Origin of the sequence: Pseudoalteromonas caenipelagi, from assembly GCF_013140855.1 — a bacterium.
In the GTDB taxonomy this organism is placed as follows: Bacteria; Pseudomonadota; Gammaproteobacteria; order Enterobacterales; family Alteromonadaceae; genus Pseudoalteromonas; species Pseudoalteromonas caenipelagi.
In genome coordinates, this window is the sequence record NZ_JABBPG010000005.1 from 236,281 (window position 1) to 258,656 (window position 22,376).

The 22,376-nt window shown below is 42.2% G+C and carries 22 protein-coding genes; 16 read left to right on the forward strand and 6 right to left on the reverse strand.

Annotation, left to right across the window (positions count from 1 at the left end):
• The first annotated feature begins 7 nt into the window (after nt 1-7).
• From purD to serA, 5 genes are all read left to right on the forward strand, one after another.
• The gene (gene purD / locus HG263_RS13730; protein WP_171626649.1) at nt 8-1,294 is read left to right on the forward strand and encodes a phosphoribosylamine--glycine ligase; all 1,287 of its coding nucleotides are present in this window, start codon (nt 8-10) and stop codon (nt 1,292-1,294) included.
• A gap of 223 nt (nt 1,295-1,517) precedes the next feature.
• Nucleotides 1,518-2,066 (forward strand): hypothetical protein, encoded by a 549-nt coding sequence (locus tag HG263_RS13735; RefSeq protein WP_171626650.1) that lies wholly within the window; start codon nt 1,518-1,520, stop codon nt 2,064-2,066.
• A gap of 4 nt (nt 2,067-2,070) precedes the next feature.
• Nucleotides 2,071-2,679: a 5-formyltetrahydrofolate cyclo-ligase gene (locus HG263_RS13740; RefSeq protein WP_171626651.1), complete on the forward strand. Its 609-nt coding sequence runs from the start codon at nt 2,071-2,073 to the stop codon at nt 2,677-2,679.
• 78 nt (nt 2,680-2,757) lie between these two features.
• Nucleotides 2,758-3,411: a ribose-5-phosphate isomerase RpiA gene (gene rpiA, locus HG263_RS13745; RefSeq protein WP_171626652.1), complete on the forward strand. Its 654-nt coding sequence runs from the start codon at nt 2,758-2,760 to the stop codon at nt 3,409-3,411.
• Between the two features lie 12 nt (nt 3,412-3,423).
• A complete protein-coding gene (serA, locus tag HG263_RS13750; protein WP_171626653.1) occupies nt 3,424-4,653 on the forward strand; it encodes a phosphoglycerate dehydrogenase in 1,230 nt (409 codons plus the stop codon).
• Nucleotides 4,654-4,690: 37 nt separating this feature from the next.
• On the opposite strand, the gene HG263_RS13755 is transcribed toward serA, so the two are convergent.
• Both HG263_RS13755 and radA read right to left on the reverse strand, forming a co-directional pair.
• Nucleotides 4,691-5,599 carry a hypothetical protein gene (locus tag HG263_RS13755; protein ID WP_171626654.1) on the reverse strand — a complete coding sequence of 303 codons (909 nt, stop codon included), beginning with the start codon at nt 5,597-5,599 and terminating at the stop codon, nt 4,691-4,693.
• Between the two features lie 13 nt (nt 5,600-5,612).
• Nucleotides 5,613-6,983, reverse strand: coding sequence for a DNA repair protein RadA (radA, locus tag HG263_RS13760; RefSeq protein WP_171626723.1), 1,371 nt, complete (start codon nt 6,981-6,983; stop codon nt 5,613-5,615).
• A gap of 196 nt (nt 6,984-7,179) precedes the next feature.
• On the opposite strand from radA, the gene HG263_RS13765 reads away from it, so the two are divergent.
• Nucleotides 7,180-9,678 carry a PilZ domain-containing protein gene (locus tag HG263_RS13765; protein ID WP_171626655.1) on the forward strand — a complete coding sequence of 833 codons (2,499 nt, stop codon included), beginning with the start codon at nt 7,180-7,182 and terminating at the stop codon, nt 9,676-9,678.
• 39 nt (nt 9,679-9,717) lie between these two features.
• Here the strand turns inward: HG263_RS13765 and ampE are convergent, their stop codons facing one another.
• The gene (ampE, locus tag HG263_RS13770; protein ID WP_171626656.1) at nt 9,718-10,560 is read right to left on the reverse strand and encodes a beta-lactamase regulator AmpE; all 843 of its coding nucleotides are present in this window, start codon (nt 10,558-10,560) and stop codon (nt 9,718-9,720) included.
• 11 nt (nt 10,561-10,571) lie between these two features.
• A complete protein-coding gene (ampD, locus tag HG263_RS13775; RefSeq protein ID WP_171626657.1) occupies nt 10,572-11,111 on the reverse strand; it encodes a 1,6-anhydro-N-acetylmuramyl-L-alanine amidase AmpD in 540 nt (179 codons plus the stop codon).
• 137 nt (nt 11,112-11,248) lie between these two features.
• On the opposite strand from ampD, the gene nadC reads away from it, so the two are divergent.
• The 7 genes from nadC to yacG all read left to right on the forward strand — a co-directional run bounded on the left by nadC (nt 11,249) and on the right by yacG (nt 17,742).
• The gene (nadC, locus tag HG263_RS13780; protein ID WP_171626658.1) at nt 11,249-12,106 is read left to right on the forward strand and encodes a carboxylating nicotinate-nucleotide diphosphorylase; all 858 of its coding nucleotides are present in this window, start codon (nt 11,249-11,251) and stop codon (nt 12,104-12,106) included.
• A 275-nt stretch (nt 12,107-12,381) separates the two neighbouring features.
• A complete protein-coding gene (locus HG263_RS22590) occupies nt 12,382-12,810 on the forward strand; it encodes a pilin (RefSeq protein WP_171626659.1) in 429 nt (142 codons plus the stop codon).
• Nucleotides 12,811-12,873: 63 nt separating this feature from the next.
• Nucleotides 12,874-14,103, forward strand: a complete 1,230-nt coding sequence (locus HG263_RS13790; protein WP_171626660.1) for a type II secretion system F family protein — start codon at nt 12,874-12,876, stop codon at nt 14,101-14,103.
• Between the two features lie 27 nt (nt 14,104-14,130).
• Nucleotides 14,131-15,009: a prepilin peptidase gene (locus HG263_RS13795; protein WP_171626661.1), complete on the forward strand. Its 879-nt coding sequence runs from the start codon at nt 14,131-14,133 to the stop codon at nt 15,007-15,009.
• A gap of 7 nt (nt 15,010-15,016) precedes the next feature.
• The gene (gene coaE, locus HG263_RS13800; protein ID WP_171626662.1) at nt 15,017-15,634 is read left to right on the forward strand and encodes a dephospho-CoA kinase; all 618 of its coding nucleotides are present in this window, start codon (nt 15,017-15,019) and stop codon (nt 15,632-15,634) included.
• A gap of 91 nt (nt 15,635-15,725) precedes the next feature.
• Nucleotides 15,726-17,414: a type IV-A pilus assembly ATPase PilB gene (gene pilB, locus HG263_RS13805; protein WP_171626663.1), complete on the forward strand. Its 1,689-nt coding sequence runs from the start codon at nt 15,726-15,728 to the stop codon at nt 17,412-17,414.
• An 82-nt stretch (nt 17,415-17,496) separates the two neighbouring features.
• Nucleotides 17,497-17,742: a DNA gyrase inhibitor YacG gene (gene yacG, locus HG263_RS13810; RefSeq protein WP_171626664.1), complete on the forward strand. Its 246-nt coding sequence runs from the start codon at nt 17,497-17,499 to the stop codon at nt 17,740-17,742.
• A gap of 42 nt (nt 17,743-17,784) precedes the next feature.
• On the opposite strand, the gene HG263_RS13815 is transcribed toward yacG, so the two are convergent.
• Nucleotides 17,785-18,207 carry a Spy/CpxP family protein refolding chaperone gene (locus HG263_RS13815; RefSeq protein ID WP_171626665.1) on the reverse strand — a complete coding sequence of 141 codons (423 nt, stop codon included), beginning with the start codon at nt 18,205-18,207 and terminating at the stop codon, nt 17,785-17,787.
• 152 nt (nt 18,208-18,359) lie between these two features.
• On the opposite strand from HG263_RS13815, the gene HG263_RS13820 reads away from it, so the two are divergent.
• From HG263_RS13820 to HG263_RS13830, 3 genes are read left to right on the forward strand one after another with little or no spacing between them, the layout of a single operon-like run.
• Nucleotides 18,360-19,046: a response regulator transcription factor gene (locus tag HG263_RS13820; RefSeq protein WP_171626666.1), complete on the forward strand. Its 687-nt coding sequence runs from the start codon at nt 18,360-18,362 to the stop codon at nt 19,044-19,046.
• A complete protein-coding gene (locus tag HG263_RS13825) occupies nt 19,027-20,439 on the forward strand; it encodes an ATP-binding protein (protein WP_171626667.1) in 1,413 nt (470 codons plus the stop codon). The genes HG263_RS13820 and HG263_RS13825 overlap by 20 nt, the downstream gene beginning before the upstream one ends.
• Complete coding sequence (locus tag HG263_RS13830; RefSeq protein ID WP_171626668.1) at nt 20,436-21,404, forward strand: alpha/beta fold hydrolase; 969 nt, start codon at nt 20,436-20,438, stop codon at nt 21,402-21,404. Before HG263_RS13825 ends, HG263_RS13830 begins: the two co-directional genes overlap by 4 nt.
• Here HG263_RS13830 and HG263_RS13835 read toward each other — a convergent pair.
• Nucleotides 21,356-22,267 (reverse strand): cation diffusion facilitator family transporter, encoded by a 912-nt coding sequence (locus tag HG263_RS13835; protein WP_500690381.1) that lies wholly within the window; start codon nt 22,265-22,267, stop codon nt 21,356-21,358. The genes HG263_RS13830 and HG263_RS13835 overlap by 49 nt on opposite strands.
• Nucleotides 22,268-22,376 lie beyond the last annotated feature (109 nt).

Sequence of the window (22,376 nt, forward strand, 5' to 3'; positions counted from 1 at the left end):
TTACGCCATGAATGTACTTGTCATTGGCAGTGGTGGCCGCGAGCATGCTCTTGCGTTCAAAGCCGCTCAAAACCCATCTGTAAAAACAGTATTTGTAGCACCAGGTAACGCAGGTACTGCGTTAGAGCCTAAGTTAACCAACGTAGCCATTGGTGTGGAAGATATCGAAGCGTTAGTTGCATTTGCAAAGGACAATAAGGTCGCACTGACAATTGTTGGTCCAGAGGCACCGCTCGTCATAGGTGTGGTTGATCGTTTCCGCGAAGAGGGCTTAGCTATTTTTGGTCCTACAGCTGCCGCTGCGCAGCTTGAAGGGTCAAAATCTTTTACCAAAGACTTCTTGGCACGTCACAACATTCCAACGGCGCAATACCAAACGTTTGAACAAGTAGAGCCAGCATTAGACTACTTGAAAGAACAAGGTGCACCAATCGTTGTAAAAGCAGACGGATTAGCCGCTGGTAAAGGCGTTATTGTTGCAATGACAGAAGCCGAAGCTGAAGAGGCAATTCGCGATATGCTAGCGGGTAATGCGTTTGGTGAAGCCGGCAGCCGTGTGGTTATCGAAGAGTTTCTTGAAGGTGAAGAAGCGTCGTTTATCGTCATGGTTGACGGGAAAAACGTACTGCCATTTGCCACTAGCCAAGATCACAAACGTGCATATAATGGCGATGAAGGTCCAAACACAGGGGGTATGGGTGCATACTCTCCTGCCCCAGTCGTAACTGCGCAAATCCACCAACGAATTATGGATGAAGTGATTTACCCTACCGTTGAGGGAATGGCGAGCGAAGGAAACCCTTATACTGGTTTCTTATATGCTGGATTGATGATCGCTGCTGATGGTACGCCTAAAGTAATTGAATATAACTGTCGTTTTGGCGACCCTGAAACTCAGCCTATCATGTTACGTTTACAGTCTGATTTGGTTGAACTTATTGAAGCTGCAAATAGAGAAGAGCTTGATAAGTTTGAAATTAAGTTTGACCCTCGTGCAGCAGTAGGTGTTGTTTTAGCGGCGAAAGGTTATCCTGGTGATTACCCTAAAGGCGACGTTATAACAGGCCTACAAGTGAGCTATCCGGAAGGAGAAAAAGTGTTCCACGCAGGCACTAAGCACAATGGTGAAGATGTTGTCACCGCTGGCGGTCGTGTTTTATGTGCAACTGCACTGGGTCACTCAGTGACTGAAGCACAAAAGCGAGCTTATTCTCTGGTGAAAGATATTCACTGGGATGGTGTAGAGTGTCGAACTGATATTGCTTATCGTGCGATTGCTCGAGAGCAACAATAAACACACCTTAGGCCAGCCACAAGCTGGCCTACTTATACAACCTCTGCGACAGATAAGCGCATTTTCCCAATAACGTTTTGTCACTTTTTACCACATTTCTCAATTTAAAACGCTTATCAACATCTCAACTCATTTATCACTGCATATATGTACTGCACAACACATTCGCAACCTATAAAAATTTCGGTATACTCAAAGCATTAGCAAAGCTTTAGGAATAACCATGTCACAAAGGTATCGCGTCGCATTTGTCGAATTAGACAGCACTACATCAGCTGAAGAAGTTGTGACACATTTAAGTGCTAAATTAAAAATCTCCGAGCAAAAGGCTCAAAGTTTTCTCGCGAATAAGCCACTGTTTGCAGTGGCAGATAAAACCAAGTGCTTAAAGCAAGTCAAGCTTCTTGCTAGTTTAGGTATTCAAGCAAAGCTGGTCCCAGTGGAAGACAATTCCTCTCAAAGCCTTGCTCAACAACAAAAAGATGAACGTGTATTTGAAGCTTTAGACTACATCACCAGTAGCCTCATTCGTATTGAAGAGCGGTTAGAAGAGCTTGAGCAACGTCTGCCTGAGCAAGCTATTGAACAGCAGCAACAAGCATCGCCTCAATGGCAAGACGATGAGTTATTTGATGAGTTAGAATTAGACATTGAAACAAGTAAGAAATTGCCAACACGTAAACTGCAGTACCTACTCGCCACCGTGCTAATTGTATTATTAACTGTATTAGCATTGGCTATCGTTTATCCACAATGGTTCAATTTAAATTAGATATATGTCGCACCATCAACCCACTTCACCTTTATCTCGTTCAGAAATTCGCAAGAATATTAGAAAAGCGAGAAGAAACCTGAGCGATTTAGAACAAGAACTCGCCGCGAAAAAAATTAATATTAATTTTTTTCAACATAAAAAACTCACCAAAAACACTAGAATAGGGCTCTACTTAAGCAACGATGGAGAACTCGACACATCTGAATTAATACAATCACTTATAGATAAAAAACACCAGATATTCCTACCTGTAATCCACCCCTTTAATGGCACCACTTTACTCTTTCAGAGATATGAGAAAAATTCACCCATGAAGCTTAATCGCTATGCTATCTTGGAGCCCAAGTTGAACTGTAGTCATATTTGCCCGCTTTATGAACTTGATTACTTGCTAATGCCACTTGTTGCATTCGACAACTTTGGTAATCGTTTAGGTATGGGTGGCGGTTATTACGATAAAACGTTGGCGCATTATTACAAAGAGAACTTGCAAAAGCCCGAGTTAATAGGCCTTGCACATGATTGCCAGCAAGTTGAGCAGCTCCCAGTCGAAGCATGGGATGTACCGCTTAGGCAAATTATTACGCCAAGTAAATTTTATCAGTGGTAACACATAAACAGACTCATTCTTAGGCCACAATTACGATATACTTCCTGTGTTCTATTTGACAACACAGTGAATTACGTAATGACCCAAGATGAAATGAAAAAAGCGGCTGCATGGGCTGCATTAGAATATGTGAAAAAAGACACCATTGTAGGTGTTGGCACAGGTTCAACAGTTAACCACTTTATCGATGCACTCGGCAGCATTAAAGAGCAAATTAAAGGGGCAGTTTCAAGCTCTGAAGCGTCAACACAAAAGCTCAAAGCGCTAGGTATTGAAGTATTTGAACTTAACGATGTAGACGTGCTTGATGTATATGTCGATGGTGCTGATGAAATAAATGCGAGCAATGACATGATCAAAGGTGGTGGCGCTGCATTAACGCGTGAAAAAATCGTCGCGGCAGTCGCCAAACAATTTATTTGTATTGTGGATAATACCAAGCATGTTACCACTTTGGGTGCTTTCCCACTCCCTGTGGAGGTGATCCCAATGGCACGCAGCTATGTTGCAAGAGAATTATTAAAATTAGGTGGCGACCCGGTTTATAGACAAGGTGTCATCACCGATAACGGCAATGTCATCCTTGATGTGCATAACTTGCAAATTGAGGAACCAAAGCGGTTAGAGCAAACTATCAACCAAATTGTCGGCGTTGTGACTAATGGCTTATTTGCACAGCGTGGAGCCGATATTGTTATTACTGGGACCCCAGAGGGGCCAAAGATTAGTTAATAGGAATCAGTCATGAGTAAGGTATCGTTAGCCAAAGATAAAATTAAAATTTTGCTGTTAGAGGGTGTACACCAAAGCGCTGTCGAAACACTAAAACGCAATGGCTACAGTAATATAGATTACGTAAAAACATCGTTACCTGAAAATGAGTTAAAAGAGCGTATCAAAGATGCCCACTTTGTGGGTATTCGCTCTCGTACAAATATAAGCGAATCTATACTTAATGCTGCGGAAAAGCTCGTTGCTGTGGGATGTTTTTGTATTGGTACTAACCAAGTTGACCTGCAAGCTGCCAAAGAACGTGGTATTGCCGTTTTCAACGCGCCTTTTTCAAATACCCGTTCTGTTGCCGAGCTGGTATTAGGAGAAATACTGTTACTTTTACGTGGTATTCCGCAACGCAATGCGATGGCTCATCGTGGTGAATGGCTTAAATCAGCTGTAGGGTCATATGAAGCACGTGGTAAAACATTAGGCATTATTGGTTACGGTCACATTGGTACTCAGTTGGGGATCATGGCAGAAAATATCGGCATGAAAGTAGAGTTCTATGACATTGAAGACAAACTAACTCTGGGTAATGCACAGCAAATTCAAAACATGACACAACTTTTACAGCGTTCAGACGTCGTCAGTTTGCATGTCCCAGAAACCCCTTCGACTAAAAACCTAATCGGCATGGCAGAATTAGAAGTGATGAAACAAGGCGCTATATTGATCAATGCATCTCGAGGCACCGTGGTTGATATTGATGCACTTGCTGAAGCACTAAGAGACAAAAAGCTTGCCGGTGCGGCTATTGATGTTTTCCCTGTAGAACCAAAATCAAATGACGAAGAGTTTATATCTCCGCTGCGAGAGTTTGATAATGTAATTTTAACACCACATGTGGGTGGCTCAACGCAAGAAGCGCAAGAAAACATCGGTATTGAAGTTGCAGGAAAAATAGCGAAGTATTCTGACAACGGTTCAACCCTCAGCGCGGTTAACTTCCCTGAAGTGGCACTGCCAGAGCTGGCTAATCGCAGTCGTTTGCTACATGTTCACCAAAACCGTCCTGGTGTACTAACACAAATCAACCAAGCGTTTGCACAGCACGGTATCAACATTGCAGCTCAGTATCTACAAACCGATGATACGATAGGTTACGTTGTTATTGATGTGGATAGCGATCATTCAGAAGTCGCTTTAAAAGAGCTCAGTGCGGTTGAAGGTACAATTCGAGCCAGAATACTACATTGATAAAGACTAATAAGGCCACATGTGTGGCCTTATTACATCATTGGCCTTTAATTTGTAGGTTGACGTAATCTGCAAACACTTCCGGCTCTCCCTTGAGCATGTCAATTTGCTCTGATAATACTCCCATACTTGTGCCCTTTGGCGGCTGTAATGACATGTCTAAACGTTGCAAACCATGCGCAAACGCTAACACAGCGGTTTTACTTCGCTGAGCCATCTGTGCGCCATCAAGCTGTGTTTCTAGCATCTGATAAAAGCTGACTCTATCTAACCCTGAACGCAGTAATAGCTGGGTAAATAACTGTCGCAATTGCCCTTGGTTTTCGACTGAAAGCTGCATGCCATGTAACTGAGCAAGCTTGAAAGCTTCCTGTGCTTTACTTTGTAATGCGCTTAACTGCGCTGGGCCGGTATCACTTGGTTGTAGCATCAAGTGATGGGACGCCTCCATCAAGGGGGTCATGTTATGCATCTGAATAGACAAACTTACCGCTAGTATGTCGCGTGCAGCAAAGTATGCAGAGATTTCGCTTTTGCTCGTACTGCGTTCAAATGATACTGATGAGGTAAAATCAATTTGGCTATCGAGCAATAAAAACGGTACATCGGTTACCTGTCTTTTGGCAAATTCACTTAGCTTCACGCCATGAAAAGTGACTTTAGTCAATTCGCTAATTTCGCTGCTTTGATAGCCCTCTAAACTCACCTGCTTAGCACTGACTATTTGTCGTTGCAAAGCATCTTCAACAATGACGCCTTGTAAAGTCACTTTGTCTTGAAGTAAACCCGCATCTAAACTGCCATAATTTACCTTAACGCCCCGTTGCTGCTCTATTGCGGTTAGCTTTCTATCAAGTTCGGTTGCAACAGTTTTATTAACCCAATACTGTATGGTGCCATATACAACAAGCCCTGCTCCAAGTCCTACCAATAATGCATTGCGCATTTAACACCTCTTATCAAAATAAAGCGTCAAGCGCGTCACTTAAGCTATTAACCGCGATGACTTCCATACCTTCTATGGGCTCTTTTGGCTTATTCGCGCTTGGTACGATTGCACGTTTAAAACCATGCTTTGCAGCTTCTTTTAATCGCTCTTGACCACTTGGTACAGGACGAATTTCACCTCCTAGTCCAACTTCACCAAAAACCACCAGCTGACGTTCTAATGCATAGTTTTTAAAGCTCGAAACCAGTGCAACTATCAAAGCCAAATCAGCGCTGGTTTCTGAGACCTTAACCCCACCAACCACATTGACAAAGACATCTTGGTCGGCCACTTGCAAGCCTCCATGGCGATGCAACACAGCAAGTAACATGGCCAAACGGTTTTGCTCTAATCCCACAGTTACACGCCGAGGATTGGCCAATTGAGAGTAATCAACAAGCGCTTGCACCTCAACCAATAGTGGCCTAGTCCCCTCCCAGATAACCATAACCAAAGAGCCTGGAGTTTGCTCTTCGCCCCGATTTAAGAAAATAGCCGAAGGATTACTCACTTCCTTGAGCCCTTGCCCTGTCATCGCAAAAACTCCCAGCTCGTTAACGGCACCAAAACGGTTTTTGTTACCACGTAAAGTACGAAAACGGCTATCAGAACTGCCCTCTAACAAAATTGAACAGTCTATACAGTGCTCTAATACTTTTGGACCTGCTAAGCTACCATCTTTGGTAACATGACCGACCATGAAGATGGCGACTTGATTTTGTTTGGCAAATCGAGTGAGATAAGCTGCACTTTCTCGCACTTGCGAGACACTGCCGGGTGCCGACTGGACATCGCTCATGTGCATAACCTGAATAGAGTCAATCACCATAATGCTGGGCTTTTCTTGCAACGCTAATTGGCAAATAGTCTCTACATTTGTTTCGGCAAGCGTCCGTAGTTTATTGGTCGGCAACCCAAGACGATGAGCCCGCATCGCAACCTGCTGCAACGACTCTTCTCCCGTCACATACAAGGTGTTCATGCTCTGTGCTAATAAACACATAGTTTGCAACAATACGGTACTCTTACCCGCACCGGGAGAGCCTCCTATCAAAATTGCGCTACCTGGCACAACACCACCGCCCAAAACGCGGTCAAACTCTTTAAAACCAGTACTGAAGCGTGGCAAGCTTTCTAGGTTCACTTCATCCAAGGTCTGCACTTTGGCATCCACCATTCCAGCATAACCTGCCATTGCAGCACTGCGAGGTGGAGCCTTTACCGAGGGGACACGAAACTCTGTTACTGTATTCCACGCTCGACACTCTGAGCACTGTCCTTGCCAACGAGCAAATTCAGCGCCACAGTCACTACATACAAAGGCGGTTTTCTTTTTTACCATATTATTGGGCACACTTATTGCTTAAATTTTGTAACTTAGTCTCTGTAGAATATAAAAGCTGCAATAGCAGACTAAGTTAACAGAATTGTTTAGAATTAATTAACTATGATTTAATATTGTCATAGTTCTGACTTGGTATAACAAATAATAACGAATAAGTCTCGGGGCTTAAACATGGATAACACAATGGGTCATTATGGCTGAAGATAAGCTACAGAAGTATCAACCTCTGATCAAAGAATTAAAAGCGCAGTTGGGCGATCCCAACTTCGACAAAATTTTTGATCAAATGACTAAAGATATTTCCAAACCTGACAGGTTCTTACTGAAAATGGAAATGTCTCGTTTGTCGCAGCCCATTGCCCGTTTTATCGACTTGAGAGGTCAAGTTGACGGCGAAGTTAAGCCCTATGAATACGACGGAAAGCAACACTTTATGGACGATTTAGCCATAGAAGTGTTTGAACGAGAAATCGAGCGCCATGGTAAATATACGTTAGCCGTATACGAAGAAGTCATGCAAACCGAAAATAACTTTCGGGTTATGCAAAGAAAAGCTCTCGATAGTGAAAGCCTGATTGATGACATCGCGCCAGAACAACCCAATCATGCCAAACTTATTCATTTCGCATCATACGAGAGCCGTATTGAAGAGCGAATGAATTATTCAATAAAAATCTCTGTCGAGCTTGGCAAAGGACGCTCAGTCAGCGGTACAACCTCTGATATTTCTCTTAGTGGTGCGAAAATAAAAATTCCTGCAAAAGAGCGTATTAAACCTTCACAGCTGGTCAGCGTGCGACTAATTGGTTTAGAGCAAGAGTTTGAACTCGGCTTGAAAGACGGCATTCAGTACGAAGTAGTAGCTGTGGAACCGCTCTCTAGAGAGCAGCAGCACGTTAGACTTAAAAGAACGTTTATTGAAAACAGCAACTCATTTGATGATTTTTTAAACAGCTTTATTCATGGTAATAAACGTCGTTATAAAGTGAACTTGGATAACACCATGGATGCCATTATCTGCAAAGGATATGAGCAATATTATCATCCAAGAGTGAGTTCATTATTCGTTTTTATTTCACAAACAGAGCAACAACTTCTCCCATCGATTGCATTAACTAACGAAAATAACGCCTATATTAATTATTACTTTGAAGACGAAAGAAAAACATCTTGCTTATATCAAATTTTATCCCAAGCACGCTTGAACACGATACTTTCGTTACCCAACGCGGTCAAAGAAAGTACTCTTTATTGTTTTACACATATTAAAGATGGGAAAATATACCACTATTCAGCCTTTGATTTTGAATTAGCTAAACAAGCGCAACTACGCAATTTATTTGTTGCGTATGGCGCACAGAAAAATAGCTGGAGAACGTATAAAGTTCAACTTATGCCCAGCCACCACGAAGATGCATTTATCCCACTTTCACTACCGACCAATGCCAGTAAAAATATCGAAAAATTGAATAAGCGCCCTACCCCTCGAGTACAAAGCTACATCAACAATGTCAAATATTTAGCGCTCATTACAGATATTTCGTCAGAGCATCAAAAAGAGGCGTATAAAAAGGTATCGTTTGATAAAAGTATTGTTAATCAACTCAAGATCTTTGGCCGAGGAAAAGCATTAAACCCACCTAAATTAGAGGTGGTTTCGTTAGAATATGTCAACTTACGTTCTCACAAACGCTACCTGTATAAAACGGCGGTGACCATACATATTGATAATCATACTCAGGTAAACGGGCACACACTCGATTTGTCTGTTATGGGGCTGCAAGTGCAGCTGGCTCAACCGACTACGATGACCAAAGGGGATATTATCCACCTCGATTTACCCGATCTGCAAAAAATCACCAAGCAATATACGTTGAGTAATCTGCGTTATGAAGTGGTTGCCGTTAGTAAAACAAAAACCACAATAAACCTCAAAGTCAGTAAACTTACAGACCTACCTCAAGTCGCCAGTGAGTTTTTCAAGCTTCTGATTGATAGTAATAAAGATAAGTTACAACCTTGTAAGGAATCTCCAAGGATCCCTGGCTTATCTACCGCATTGAGAAATATGATCACTAAAAGTGTGTGTCAATTTCCGTTTTATTTGCACAAAGAAACCTCACATTACAAAATAGGTGCGGTTGGCATAGGCCTCTACCCTACGCCAATACATCGCTTATTGATGTATTATCACAATGCGAAGCAAGGCCAGTTGAATATCAGGCCGCTGTTCCCATCAGGCTTTGTTGAAGGTGCTTTAACTGAAGCTGTAAGAAAGCATAGTCGTAAGAGTAAGCCACTCAAATACAACCTGTTCGTGAGTTTTGACAGCAATGAAAAAGAGCTAAGCAAAGCCCTAAAAAGTCACTGTATTGAAAAGGGTGAGCCTCAAGAGCCTTTGACGTTGTTTTTGAAAAAAGCCGTGTCGAAGAATATTTTGTTTGTGTTTCACTTACATGTGTCAAAAACAGGACGCCCCGATACTGATTACTTGGCAAATGAACTGCGATATGTGAGCCATTACGCGCTACATAAAGCAAAGGAGTTAGAAGAAGGGTTATGGAAAGTAACCGGTGTGTGTGACTTAATTGATGTAACTGATGAGCACCTTAGAACGCTTGACCTAGATAACAAACTGGTCACTGCCATGCGACTAAGAAAGCAAGCTTGGCTTAAAAGTTTGCTCAGCTAGCATTTGAGTGGTACAAACCACTCAAACTCCCCACAACCATTATGCCAAGTTACCAAACAACGTTAGCAATGCGATCAATACCAAATAAAACAGTATATTACGCTTCACTAGCCGCATCATGCATGTAGCTTCATAGGTGCAACCAGCATACTGCTGCTCTATTTGCTCTGCAGCAAGGGCTGTAGAGGTAACCACACAACGATTAGACACTTTAAAATCAAGTACATGTTTAAGCCAGCAGCTCGTGCCATTAGAAAAGTTACCGATTATTAAGTAACCAAAACTGGCTACTCTAGCTGGCAGCCAATCCAACCAATGCAATAAAGCTTGCAAACGCTGTCCATGATTTTTCAATGTGTGTTCTGAGTTTTCGTCAATTGCGTCAAATATACTGCGCGTTAACGCATACAATACAGCACCAGCAGCCCCCAAAAATACAAACCAAAAAATCACCGCACAATAGTGGCGAAAATTCACCCAAACCAACGTTTGACCAAACCATTCACCGCCTTGCTCAAGTTCTGTACGCTTTTGTCCCATTTGTAAGGCATATAGGGTTGCAGCCTCATTGTCGCCTCGAGTTAGTGCATTTAAATAGCCTTTATAGCGTGCTCGCTGCTGTGCACAGCCAAAGCAAATTAGAAGAACACATACGTTTAACACCAGCTCAACCAATACAGAATCAAATGCATCATATATTAAAGCTAATAAAATACTTGGCATAACAAGCCAAGTAACAACACCAAATCCTGATTTGAACATGCTTTTGAATGACGCACTTTGGGCGAGATAGGCTTGCGCATAATGGCTCATCTGCCAGTATTTTCCTCTCGCAGCTAAACGCTCTATCGCTAACGCCAGAATGATTGAAATTAAAATCATAACATTGCTCTTTATTGTTCTAATTGATTAAAAAACTGCGACCACTGAAATGCATTACCTGGATCTGTTTTTCGCCCAGGTGCAATATCGCAATGCCCCACAATTCGCTGTTTACTAATAGCTGGGTAAGCTGCCATTAACTGCTTTGTTATCGCAGCTAATTGCCTATATTGTGCCTCATGGTATGGTTCATTATCTGTTCCTTCTAGCTCTATGCCAATGCTAAAATCGTTACAGCGCTCTCGTCCGGCAAAACTCGATACGCCTGCATGCCACGCTCGTTTGTTAAAAGGCACATACTGTAGCACCTGCCCATCCCGTCTGATAAAGCAATGTGCTGATACCCTTACCCCTTCTAAGTCGGCAAAGCTCGGATGTGCGTTACAATCCAATGAGCCACTAAACAGTGCATCCACATAAGGCGTACCAAATTGCCCCGCAGGCAAAGAGATATTGTGGATCACCAAAAGAGAAATCTCTTCTTGCTCAGGTCTATCATCATAGAAGGTGCATGGCCGCCTTGTTGCGTCAGCTAACCAATCTAACGACATAATACAAAATGCTCTCTAATTATCATACTGTTACCTTATCAAGGTTAATATAAATTCACTAGCGACGATTGTGTAAATGCGCGCAACACAGTAAAATTCTGACTCTCTCCACATTAGCCAATACAAGTGACAGTACTATGCAAAGTCAACCTATCTCTAACGAATTAATTAGCCAGCTGGTAAAACAAGCACTTAACGAAGACTTAAACTATCAATCGGCATCACAAGGAGATATCACGGCACAGCTTATTCCCCAAGAGCAGCAAGCGAATGCATATGTGATCACCCGCGAAGATTGTGTTTTTTGCGGTAAAGCGCTTATTTTAGAAGTCTTTAAACAAGTAGACCCTTCAGTAAAAGTCACTGTGTTTGTCGAAGATGGCCAGCAAGTTGCTGCAAACAGTAAGTTGTTTAGTGCATCGGGCAGTGCCCGCGCAATTTTGACCGCAGAGCGCACAGCGCTAAACTTTGTACAATCACTATCAGGCACAGCAACAACCACTGCCCACTATGTCAAAGCCCTAGCTGGTAGCCAAACACAGTTACTTGATACCCGTAAGACCATTCCTGGTTTGCGTGCACTACAAAAATACGCTGTAACCTGTGGTGGCGGAAAAAATCACCGCATTGGCCTGTTTGATGCGTTCTTAATTAAAGAAAACCACATTGCAGCATGCGGTGGTATTGATAAAGCCGTATCGCAAGCTAGAAGCAATCACCCAGATAAGCCGGTTGAAGTAGAAGTCGAGAACTTAGGTGAATTAAAACAAGCATTAACAGCTGGTGCAGATATCATCATGCTCGATAATTTTACAGTTGAAGACATAACACAAGCCGTGACTTTGACCCAAGGCAAAGCAAAACTTGAAGTTTCAGGCAATATGACACTTGAAACATTAAGCACCTATGCTCAAGCGGGCGTGGATTTTATCTCAAGTGGCGCACTGACAAAGCATTTACAGAGCATTGATCTGTCGATGCGTTTTGAAGCATAAGTGAATAGTTACTCGCTAATTATTGGCTTTTGCTACTAACTTGTTGACAATATCGCAGCCAAGCCTTTAAATACGACAAAAGAATGAGTTATGAATTTAAATCAATCACATGATTTAATTCCAGCTTGTCTTAAGGTATTTAAATCAATCGCATAAAGCGATTTATGCTAATTATGGCTATACTTAAAGATAGACAAAGCTCATAACCATAAAGATTTTAATATCTGTTTAACTTACACTGGGTAAGTTAAACTATTTCCTTCAGGAGACACATCATGGCAAAACAACAACAGGGTGGTTTTACCCTTATCGAATTAATGATAGTAGTCGCTATCATCGGCATTTTGGCAGCAGTTGCGTTGCCTGCATATCAAGATTATGTTGCGAGAGCACAGGCTTCAGAAGCTGTTTCACTATCTACTGGTGCGAAAACAGCGATTGCTGAATATTATCAAACAAATGGGTCATATCCAGGCACGGCAACATCATTGGCAGTCTCTGACTTGGCTGCTACGGGAACATATTCGACCCTTGCCGTAACAGAAGATACCGGTGTAATCGTTGTTACAATGGGTTCTGCCACAGGTGCAATGAAAGATAAGAAGTTTACGTTCTCACCAGTTACAACAAACAATGCATTTAAGTGGACATGTACCAGTGACGCAGATGCAAATTTATTACCTAAAGGTTGTACTAAAGCTTAATCTGTAGCTAGAGCAGCCGTTTCTACGGCTGCTAATATTAATTCAGCCTACAAGCAGCTCTATATGGAAAAAAACATAAATGACAAGTCATTAGACACGTTCAAATGGGTCGGTGTTAGCACCAGAGGAAAACGCCTTGAAGGTGAAATGACCGGTACCAGTGTTGCACTTGTAAAAGCACAGCTGCGCAAACAAGGGATCACGCCCTCTAAAGTTAAACGTAAACCCAAGGCGTTATTCGGTTTAAATCGCACACCTAAAGTGAATGCTAAAGACATCGCTATCACAACGAGACAAATCGCTACAATGCTCAATGCCGGTGTGCCGCTTATCCAAGTACTCGATATGATAGGCTCCGGTATTAACAATAAAAGTATGAAAAAGTTGATAACGGCCATTGCAGATGAGGTAAGAGCGGGTCAACCTTTATCTAAAGCACTTCGTGCCTATCCACGCTATTTTGATGATTTATATTGTGATTTAGTGCAATCAGGCGAACAATCAGGATCGCTTGATCATGTGTTCGAGCGCATTGCAATTTACAAAGAAAAAGCTGAAGCACTCAAATCTAAAATCAAAAAAGCGCTGTTTTACCCGATAGCAGTAATTGTTGTTGCCTTAGTTGTAACCTCGATCCTATTAATTTTTGTGGTACCGCAATTTCAGGAAATTTTTAACGGCTTTGGTGCTGAATTGCCCGCCTTTACCTTAATGGTCATCGCCATTTCTGAGATAATGCAAAAATATTGGTGGATGCTACTCGGGATGCTATTTCTAGGTGGTTACGCCTATAAAGAAATGCTGTTTCGCTCCAAAGCATTGCGTAACTTTAATGACCGGCTGCTACTTAAGCTACCTGTAGTCGGACAGATACTCGACAAAGCGGCTGTCGCTCGCTACGCCAGAACGCTTTCGACCACCTTTGCCGCTGGTGTGCCTTTGATAGATGCACTTGACTCAGCGGCTGGCGCATCTGGCAATGCAATTTATAAAAATGCCATTTTAGATATTAAAAGCGAAGTCAGTTCAGGGAATCAGATGAACTGGGCAATGAGAAATACCAGTGTCTTTCCAGATATGGTGATCCAAATGGTTGCCATTGGTGAAGAGTCAGGCTCTTTGGACAGTATGTTAGCAAAAGTTGCAAACATCTACGAACAAGAGGTTGACGATTTAGTTGATGGCTTATCAAGTTTACTAGAACCCTTGATTATGGCGGTTTTAGGGGTTTTGATTGGCGGCCTGATTATCGCCATGTATTTGCCAATTTTCCAATTGGGATCAGTTATTTAGTCCCATAATAATTAAATAAGAATAACTATGCTTGAAGTATTTCAACTCATGCAAGCACACACTTGGTTCTTTTTGCTGGTGGTGGGGCTTGTCAGTGTATGTATTGGAAGTTTTTTAAATGTGGTGATTTACCGCATTCCTAAAATGCTCCAACAGCAATGGCGCTGTGAATGTGAAGCGCTGCTCAATGAACAACAAACCGAGCAACATAATACCCCATCATTTAACTTGGCAACGCCCAGCTCCCATTGCCCTACATGTAATGCCAAAATTAAGCCTTGGCATAATATCCCGCTGTTAAGCTGGCTGTTATTGCGTGGTCGGTGTAACGAATGTCAAACCCCCATTTCAATACGCTATCCTTTGATTGAATTGGGCACAGCGTTAAGCTCGCTATTAGTCGCATGGTATTTTGGGGCGAGCGAACAAACAGCATTATACCTTGTACTGACATGGGCGCTGATCGCACTTATCTTTATCGATATTGACCATATGTTGTTACCTGATCAAATAACCTTGCCACTGTTGTGGTTGATGCTCATTGCCAGTACCTTCAACATAACTATTGCCCCCACTGAGGCAATTATCGGTGCTGCAGTTGGGTACTTAAGTTTGTGGAGTGTATATTGGCTGTTTAAGTTAGCCACGGGCAAAGAGGGTATGGGCTATGGAGATTTTAAGTTATTAGCCATTTTTGGCGCACTTTTAGGCTGGCAAGCAATCTTGACTATTGTGCTGCTATCAAGCTGTGTGGGTGCCATTATAGGGAGTATTCAACTAGCTGTACAAGGCAAAGACAAAAGCACTCCGATCCCGTTTGGACCCTATTTAGCCATCGCGGGTTGGTTGACGTTGCTATTCGGTGACATCATAGAAAACTGGTATTTTAGTTTAATCTTAGCGTGATCATAGTATGAGTAATTGGGTATTGGGACTAACAGGGGGCATTGGCGCTGGCAAAACGGCAGTCAGCAATGCCCTCGCTGAAAAAGGCATTACGATTGTTGATGCAGATGTTATTGCAAAGCAAGTGGTTGCAGTTGGCAGCTCAGGCTTGCAAGCCATTGTAGATAAGTTTGGTGCAGCCATACTTCACACAGATGGTACGTTAGACAGAGCGAAGTTACGTGCCATTATCTTTGCTGATGAGCCGAGTAAAACATGGCTTGAACAGCTGTTACATCCAATGATCCGACATGAAATATTATCCCAGCTAAAAGATGCGACGAGTCCTTATGTGGTTCTATCTGCACCACTACTATTTGAGAACCACCTTGATAAATTATGCGATCACACCTTGCTAGTTGATGTGCCAGAGGCTATTCAACTAGCGCGTACAGCTGCGCGTGATAGGGTTTCGACCGAGCAAGTAAAAAGTATCATTGCAGCGCAAATGTCTCGCTCTGAGAAACAAAGACGTGCAAATACCATACTAAATAATGATAAATCATTAACTGATATGTATAATGAATTAGAAATCTTGCATCAAAACTTTGTTTCTATTGCAGTAAATCATTCAACAAGTGCTTAACTTACTCGTTGTTATGCTGAGGTTCATAAGTTTATTTATAACCAATTGATGTAAATTAGTAAGTAGTTGATATGTCTATGTCTGAGGGCTTATGGAACATCATTCACCATTGTTACGTAAATTTATTACGTTAGGTCGAGTAACACCAGAACAAATCAAGAAAAAACAAAGTGAAGCACAATCAACAGCCGAACTCATCTGTATGTGTAGCGGTATCAGCAGTGCCGAACTTGCCGAGCAGTGCTTAGACTTATTCCGCGTGCCTCTATTTGACTTAAACGAATTTGACATCAATCAAATCCCCGAAAAGCTCATCAACGATAAGCTGATCCGTAAACATCATGTTTTACCTCTTCACAAAAAAGGCCGCAAGCTCTACATCGCAGCATCAGATCCCACTGATTATGGTGCCTTTGAAAACTTCGAATTTAGCACAGGTCTTCAATGTGATGTGGTGGTCGTTGATCACAAACAATTAGAAAAGAAAATAGAGCAACTTTTTGACTCTTCACAAGGCCTTTCGCTCAGCGAGGAGGAATTTAAAGAGTTTGCAAACCTTGATATTGAAGACGATCAAAAGTCTTTGCAAAATACCGATGATAAAGAAAAAGACAAGGATGACGCCCCCATCATCGTGTACATCAACAAAATATTGATGGATGCGATAAAAAAAGGCGCATCAGATCTGCACTTTGAACCCTATGAACACAAATATCGTGTTCGTTTTAGAATTGACGGCATTTTGCATGAAATGGCAAGCCCTCCAACTACTTTATCAACACGCATAGCTGCACGTATTAAAGTAATGTCGCGACTCGATATTTCTGAAAAGCGCAAACCTCAAGATGGTCGTATAAAGCTCAAAATATCGGAACGTAAAAGTATCGATTTTCGTGTTAGTACCATGCCCACCATGTGGGGTGAAAAGATAGTAATGCGTATTCTGGACTCATCAAGCGCGATGATGGGCATAGACGCTCTCGGTTATGAGAGCGAGCAAAAACAAATGTACCTTGATGCGCTTGCGCAGCCACAAGGTATGATCCTTGTTACAGGGCCTACAGGCTCGGGTAAAACGGTGTCTTTGTACACAGGCTTAAATATTCTAAATAAACCTGAACGTAACATCAGTACTGCAGAAGATCCTGTAGAGATTAACTTAGAAGGGATCAATCAAGTTCAGATCAATCCAAAAGCGGACATGACCTTTGCAAATGCTTTGAAAGCATTTTTACGTCAAGACCCAGATGTGATCATGGTTGGTGAGGTTCGAGACCTTGAAACTGCTGAAATTGCGATTAAAGCGGCTCAAACGGGCCACTTGGTATTGAGTACATTACACACTAATTCAGCTGCCGAAACACTCACTCGTTTATTAAACATGGGCGTTCCAGCGTATAACGTTGCAAGCTCCGTTAACCTTATCATTGCTCAACGTCTTGCAAGACGCTTATGTAAGCATTGCAAAGAACCTGAAACGCTGCCTCAAGAAGAGTTATTGAATCAAGGTTTCACTCAAGAGCAATTAAGCGAGATCAGTCTGTTTACACCAAAAGGTTGTGAACATTGTACTGACGGTTATAAAGGTCGGGTCGGCATTTACGAAATGGTGAAAATCACCCCTGAAATCTCTCAGTTGATCATGTCTGGCGGTAATTCAATGGAAATTGCCAAAATAGCCAACAAGCTCGGATTTGCGAATCTTAGAACATCAGGACTAAAAAAAGCAGCATCGGGAGTCACTTCGTTAAGCGAAATCAACCGAGTTACCAGCTATTAGGCAATGCTAGAGCGATACCTACGCTGGTATCTACGTTTGATTTTCATTACACTGTGGGCAAAATATCTCAAGGGAGCCGTTTATGCCCACCATTGTTAAGTGCCCAACCTGCCAAGCCGATGTTGTTTGGTCAGAACAAAGTCCGAATAGACCCTTTTGCTCTAAGCGATGCCAGCTGATAGACCTAGGAGAATGGTCTTTTGAGAACAATAAAATTTCCACAGCGATCACCTCAGATACACAGATGAACGCCGAAGATCAACAAGAGATGCTTGAAGATATCGAAGCGATGCTCGCGCAAAGTGAAGACACATTTTTTAAACAATAGCATGGGCGCTGTTGCGCCCATCAATTAGTCACTATCAAGTTATTACTTTGTATGCCTGTGCGCTTTACGGTGTTTTATTTTTTCAAGTTTAGCGCGTTGCTCAGGCGTCAGTACTTGCCAAATCTGCTGCTTACTTTTTAATTTGGCGAGTAATGCTTGCTGCTTCGCGTCACTTGTTTTGGCTATCAACACCCTCGCTTGCTGCTCATCAAAGTAATCATTTTCGACCAAAGCTTTAAACTCACCTTTGTGGTTATGACGCATCGCTTTTAGGTCTTTCATTGCGACCTTTTTGCGTTCAATTATGCTCGCTATCTTTTGTTGCTGCTCTTTACTCAAGTTAAGCGTGCTAGCCGCTTTGTCTGACAGTAAAAAGTGCTCATCATGATGTCTGCCTTGCCCCGCTTCACCCAAGGCACTAAATAGTAAACTACCACTGATAATTAATACTGATATTGCTTTCATAATATTGCCTTAAAAATGCTCGTTGTATTTGTATAGCTAGCTTAACCTGTGGGATGAAAAGCAACGCAAAGCAACGTAAAGACTATGTAAAGATCTGCAATTTAATATTTTGCAAGGTACACTAGAGTAATGAAGTAACGAGAAAAACACCTATGAGTAAGCTGCTACTAATTGAAGATGATCGAGCATTAAGCGACCTCCTTAAAGAATACTTAACCACACAAGGCTGTAATGTATCTCAAGCTTTTGATGGTGAGGAAGGTCTATTACAGGCAACGAGCGAACAGTATGACGTGATATTGCTTGATGTGATGCTGCCTCGATTAGATGGCTTTGAAGTATTAAAAAGGTTGCGTGCGTCCAACCTTACTCCAGTCATCATGCTCACGGCTAAAGGTGATGACTTTGACCGTATTTTTGGTCTAGAACTGGGTGCGGATGACTATCTACCTAAACCATTTAACCACAGAGAGTTATTAGCAAGAATTCATGCGATTAGCCGACGTATCGACTTTGTTAAACAAGCTAGCAGCCAAAATGCAGAGTTAACCATCAACCATGTGACGCTTAATCACCTCTCTCGCAGAGTACATGTTTTAGAGCATGAAATCATCTTAACTGGCACCGAGTTTTCCGTACTTCAACAACTAATGAGCCATGTTGGAGAAGTAGTCACTAAAGATACATTAAGCCAACAAGTGTTGGGCCGTCGATTAGCCCCTTTTGACCGCTCAATTGATATGCATGTCAGCAATCTAAGAAAAAAAATAGCTCAGTACAGTGACAGCAACTGCATTCAGACTATCAGAGGAAGTGGCTATGTCTTTTTGGCGCAATGATGCTATACAGAGTAAGCAAAGCTATTGGAGCAAATTTAAGCCCTCTGGATTATTTTTACAGGCTTTTTTAGCGTTTTGGCTCACTATCATTAGTATTTTGGTACTGTTGGTTGCTCTGAGCCAATTACAACCAGAACAATTAGAAACTAAACCGTTAAGAGGAAAGCTCCTTGATTCCATGGGCCACCTGACCCACAACATTGAGCGCTTAGTTAATAAAAAGAAAAAGCCTGTAGAGAAAGTCATTTTACACCCTCGTTTTAATCAGCATAAATGGCTTTATCTGGCACACGAAAATATAGAACAAAGCATTAGCTCTGAAGTAAATTCACAGAATATAGACTTATCTTTACTACACTTTCAAACATCCAATAACCCCTTATTTATCGCAACCGAACGTTACTTTGCTTACGGCCCTTTTCCAATTCAATTAGGCAACGAGCAGTATCAACTGTACCAAATTAAGCCTATTCGAGAGAACGCATTACTTATGCGCGTAAAAATGCTGCCATTTTGGCTCAAAGCGCTCGCCGTTTTGCTGCCGTCTATTTTACTGAGTGTGTTATTCAGTCGTCGCTTAGTCGCACCACTGAACTCATTAGGAAGCAGTGCCAAAGCACTTGCATCAGGTCAATTGGATGCCCGCGTCAATATCCCTATGCGCCGCAATGATGAAATAACCACGCTAATGCATGATTTCAACCATATGGCTGATAAACTTGAACAAAGTGTTATGACCCATAAGCAGTTACTTGCTGATGTCTCTCATGAATTACGCTCACCGTTGACTCGCCTTACTTTGGCTAATGCGTTAGCTCAAGAAAATGCCAGTGAGCAACAACTCACATACCTGACTCGCATCGAAAAAGAAGCGCAATGCTTAGATAAAATGCTTGCTGATATTCTCACTTTATCTCGCTTAGAACACGGCCAAAATAGCTTGCATATGCACCAAGTTAGCTTTGCTACTTTGTTAGACAATGTGCTGTTGGATGCGCAATTTGAAGCTGAGCAAATGGGCAAAAACCTCACCTTAGCAGCTCCTCCAACGCTCACTTTGATGTGTAATGGAGAGTTATTAAGTAGCGCCATCGAAAACGTGCTGCGCAATGCGATTAAGTATGCCAAAAATAACGTTGAGCTATCATTTTCGCTATCGCAAAAAGCTGTCGAGATTTCAATCTGTGATGATGGTGAGGGGGTTTCTGATAACGCACTAGCGCAACTATGCCAACCTTTTTTCCGTACCAGCCAATCTAGAAATAGAGACAGCGGTGGGATTGGTTTGGGCTTAGCCATTGCCAAACGCGCTATTTTCGCGCACCATGGTAGTTTGGAGTTTCAGCACAACAAACCACAAGGCTTAATGGTTAAGATCACATTACCTATATGAATTTTTACAGTTACAGCACCCAACTTGCACAACACAATAGTGACATAGAGCGGCACTGGCAACGCTCTGAGCAGGGCTATCTAAAAGCCCCAAGCGGTAAACTATTTTACAGCTATCATATTCCCAAAACAGCAAAATATAGTGTTGTGCTAGTCAATGGACGAATAGAGTCTGCGTGGAAGTATCAAGAGCTACTGTGGGAATTGGCACAAAATAATATTGCGGTATTTACCTATGATCACATTGGTCAAGGCCTATCCGAGCGCTTAACGGGTAATGCTCAAACAGGGTATGTTTCAAGATTCACCGACTATGGTGACGACCTAAATGCATTTATCGAAAAAGTCGTGATGCCACGCCAAAAAGGTCCATTATTTATTCTTGCCCATTCAATGGGGGCAGCCATTAGCTGTGATTATTTATCGCGTTATTCGCACCCCATAAGTGGCGCTTTTCTATCTGCACCTATGTTTGATATTAATACACACAACACACCTTATAAGCTTGCCAAGTGGTTAGCTAAAATAGGGTGTTGGCTGGGGCTTGGTAAGCACTACGCAGTTGGTCAAAGCAATTATTTTCCTGTGCCCTTTGAAGAAAACCAGCTCACTCATTGTCATATTCGTTATCAACGTTTTCGCTCCTTATATCAAAATGAGGCTGAGTTGTGTTTAGGCGGAGTCAGTTATGGTTGGCTTAATCAAACCTTTAACTTTATAGAAAAGATCCCTAATTTGATTATCCAAACGCCACTTTTTATTGTCAGTGCCGAGCAAGACGAAGTCGTCGACAACCGGGCACACGCTCGATTTATCGAAACCCATCCAGACGCCCAACTAAGGACCATTGCCAACGCCAAACACGAGTTGTTGTGTGAAACAGATGATATTCGACAAACTGTTCTCAAAGAGTTTTATCAATTTTGCGATAACTTAGGATTAACCACCAAAGAGACAGGGTCTTGATGAATTAAGATGTCGAGTTCACCTTCAAAAGCCTGTTGGATCATCTCTACTACTTCATCAGTCACAGCGTGTGCACGCATTAGCGGCATATCGTCATCAAGCTCGAGGTGAAGTTGGATAAATTTAATTTTACCGCTTTGACGAGTTCGTAAATCGTGTACGCCATATACACTTTCATGACTTGATGCCAGCATAATAATTTCCGCTTTTTCTTCATCAGGTAACTCTCGGTCCATCAAATGCGCTGCACTTTGTTTGGCAATATCCCAACAGTTGTAAAGTAAATACCCAGCGACACCAATGGCAAATATAGGATCAGCGTAGAGAACACCGTAATAAGACAGTAAAATGGCGAGCAATACAGCCATATTTAATAACACATCGCCTTTGTAATGTAATGAGTCGGCTTTTACAGCAATAGATTGTGTACGCTTAACAACTTGATATTGCACTATTACAACCAACAAAGTGCACACAATAGCAAACAAGCTCACCCATACACCGAGCAACGAATGCTTTAACTCAACGGGGTTTATTAAACGTTCAATCGCGTGAAAGGCTAATAAACACGCTGAACCTGCAATAAACGCGGCTTGCCCCAACCCAGCCAAGGCTTCGGCCTTGCCATGCCCAAAGCGATGGTCATCATCAGCAGGACGCAAGGCATAACTCAAGACTAAAAAGCTCATCAGCGAAGCACTGATATCGAGTAACGAGTCAGTTAATGATCCCAACATAGAAGCACTGCCAGAGGATAGCCAGGCCCAGCATTTAGTGATAATCATTAAACTGACCATCAACATGGTAAATACACTGGCAAAACGAACTAACAGCTCATAACTTGGCTTCACATTTTCTTTCATTGACCAAAAACCTCTATGGCTCGATTAAAGATATCTTATTTCAACAGTTTACAGTCTATACAGAGGAAGTGAAATAATGATGACATAAAAGACGAAAAGCAGCCGCGAA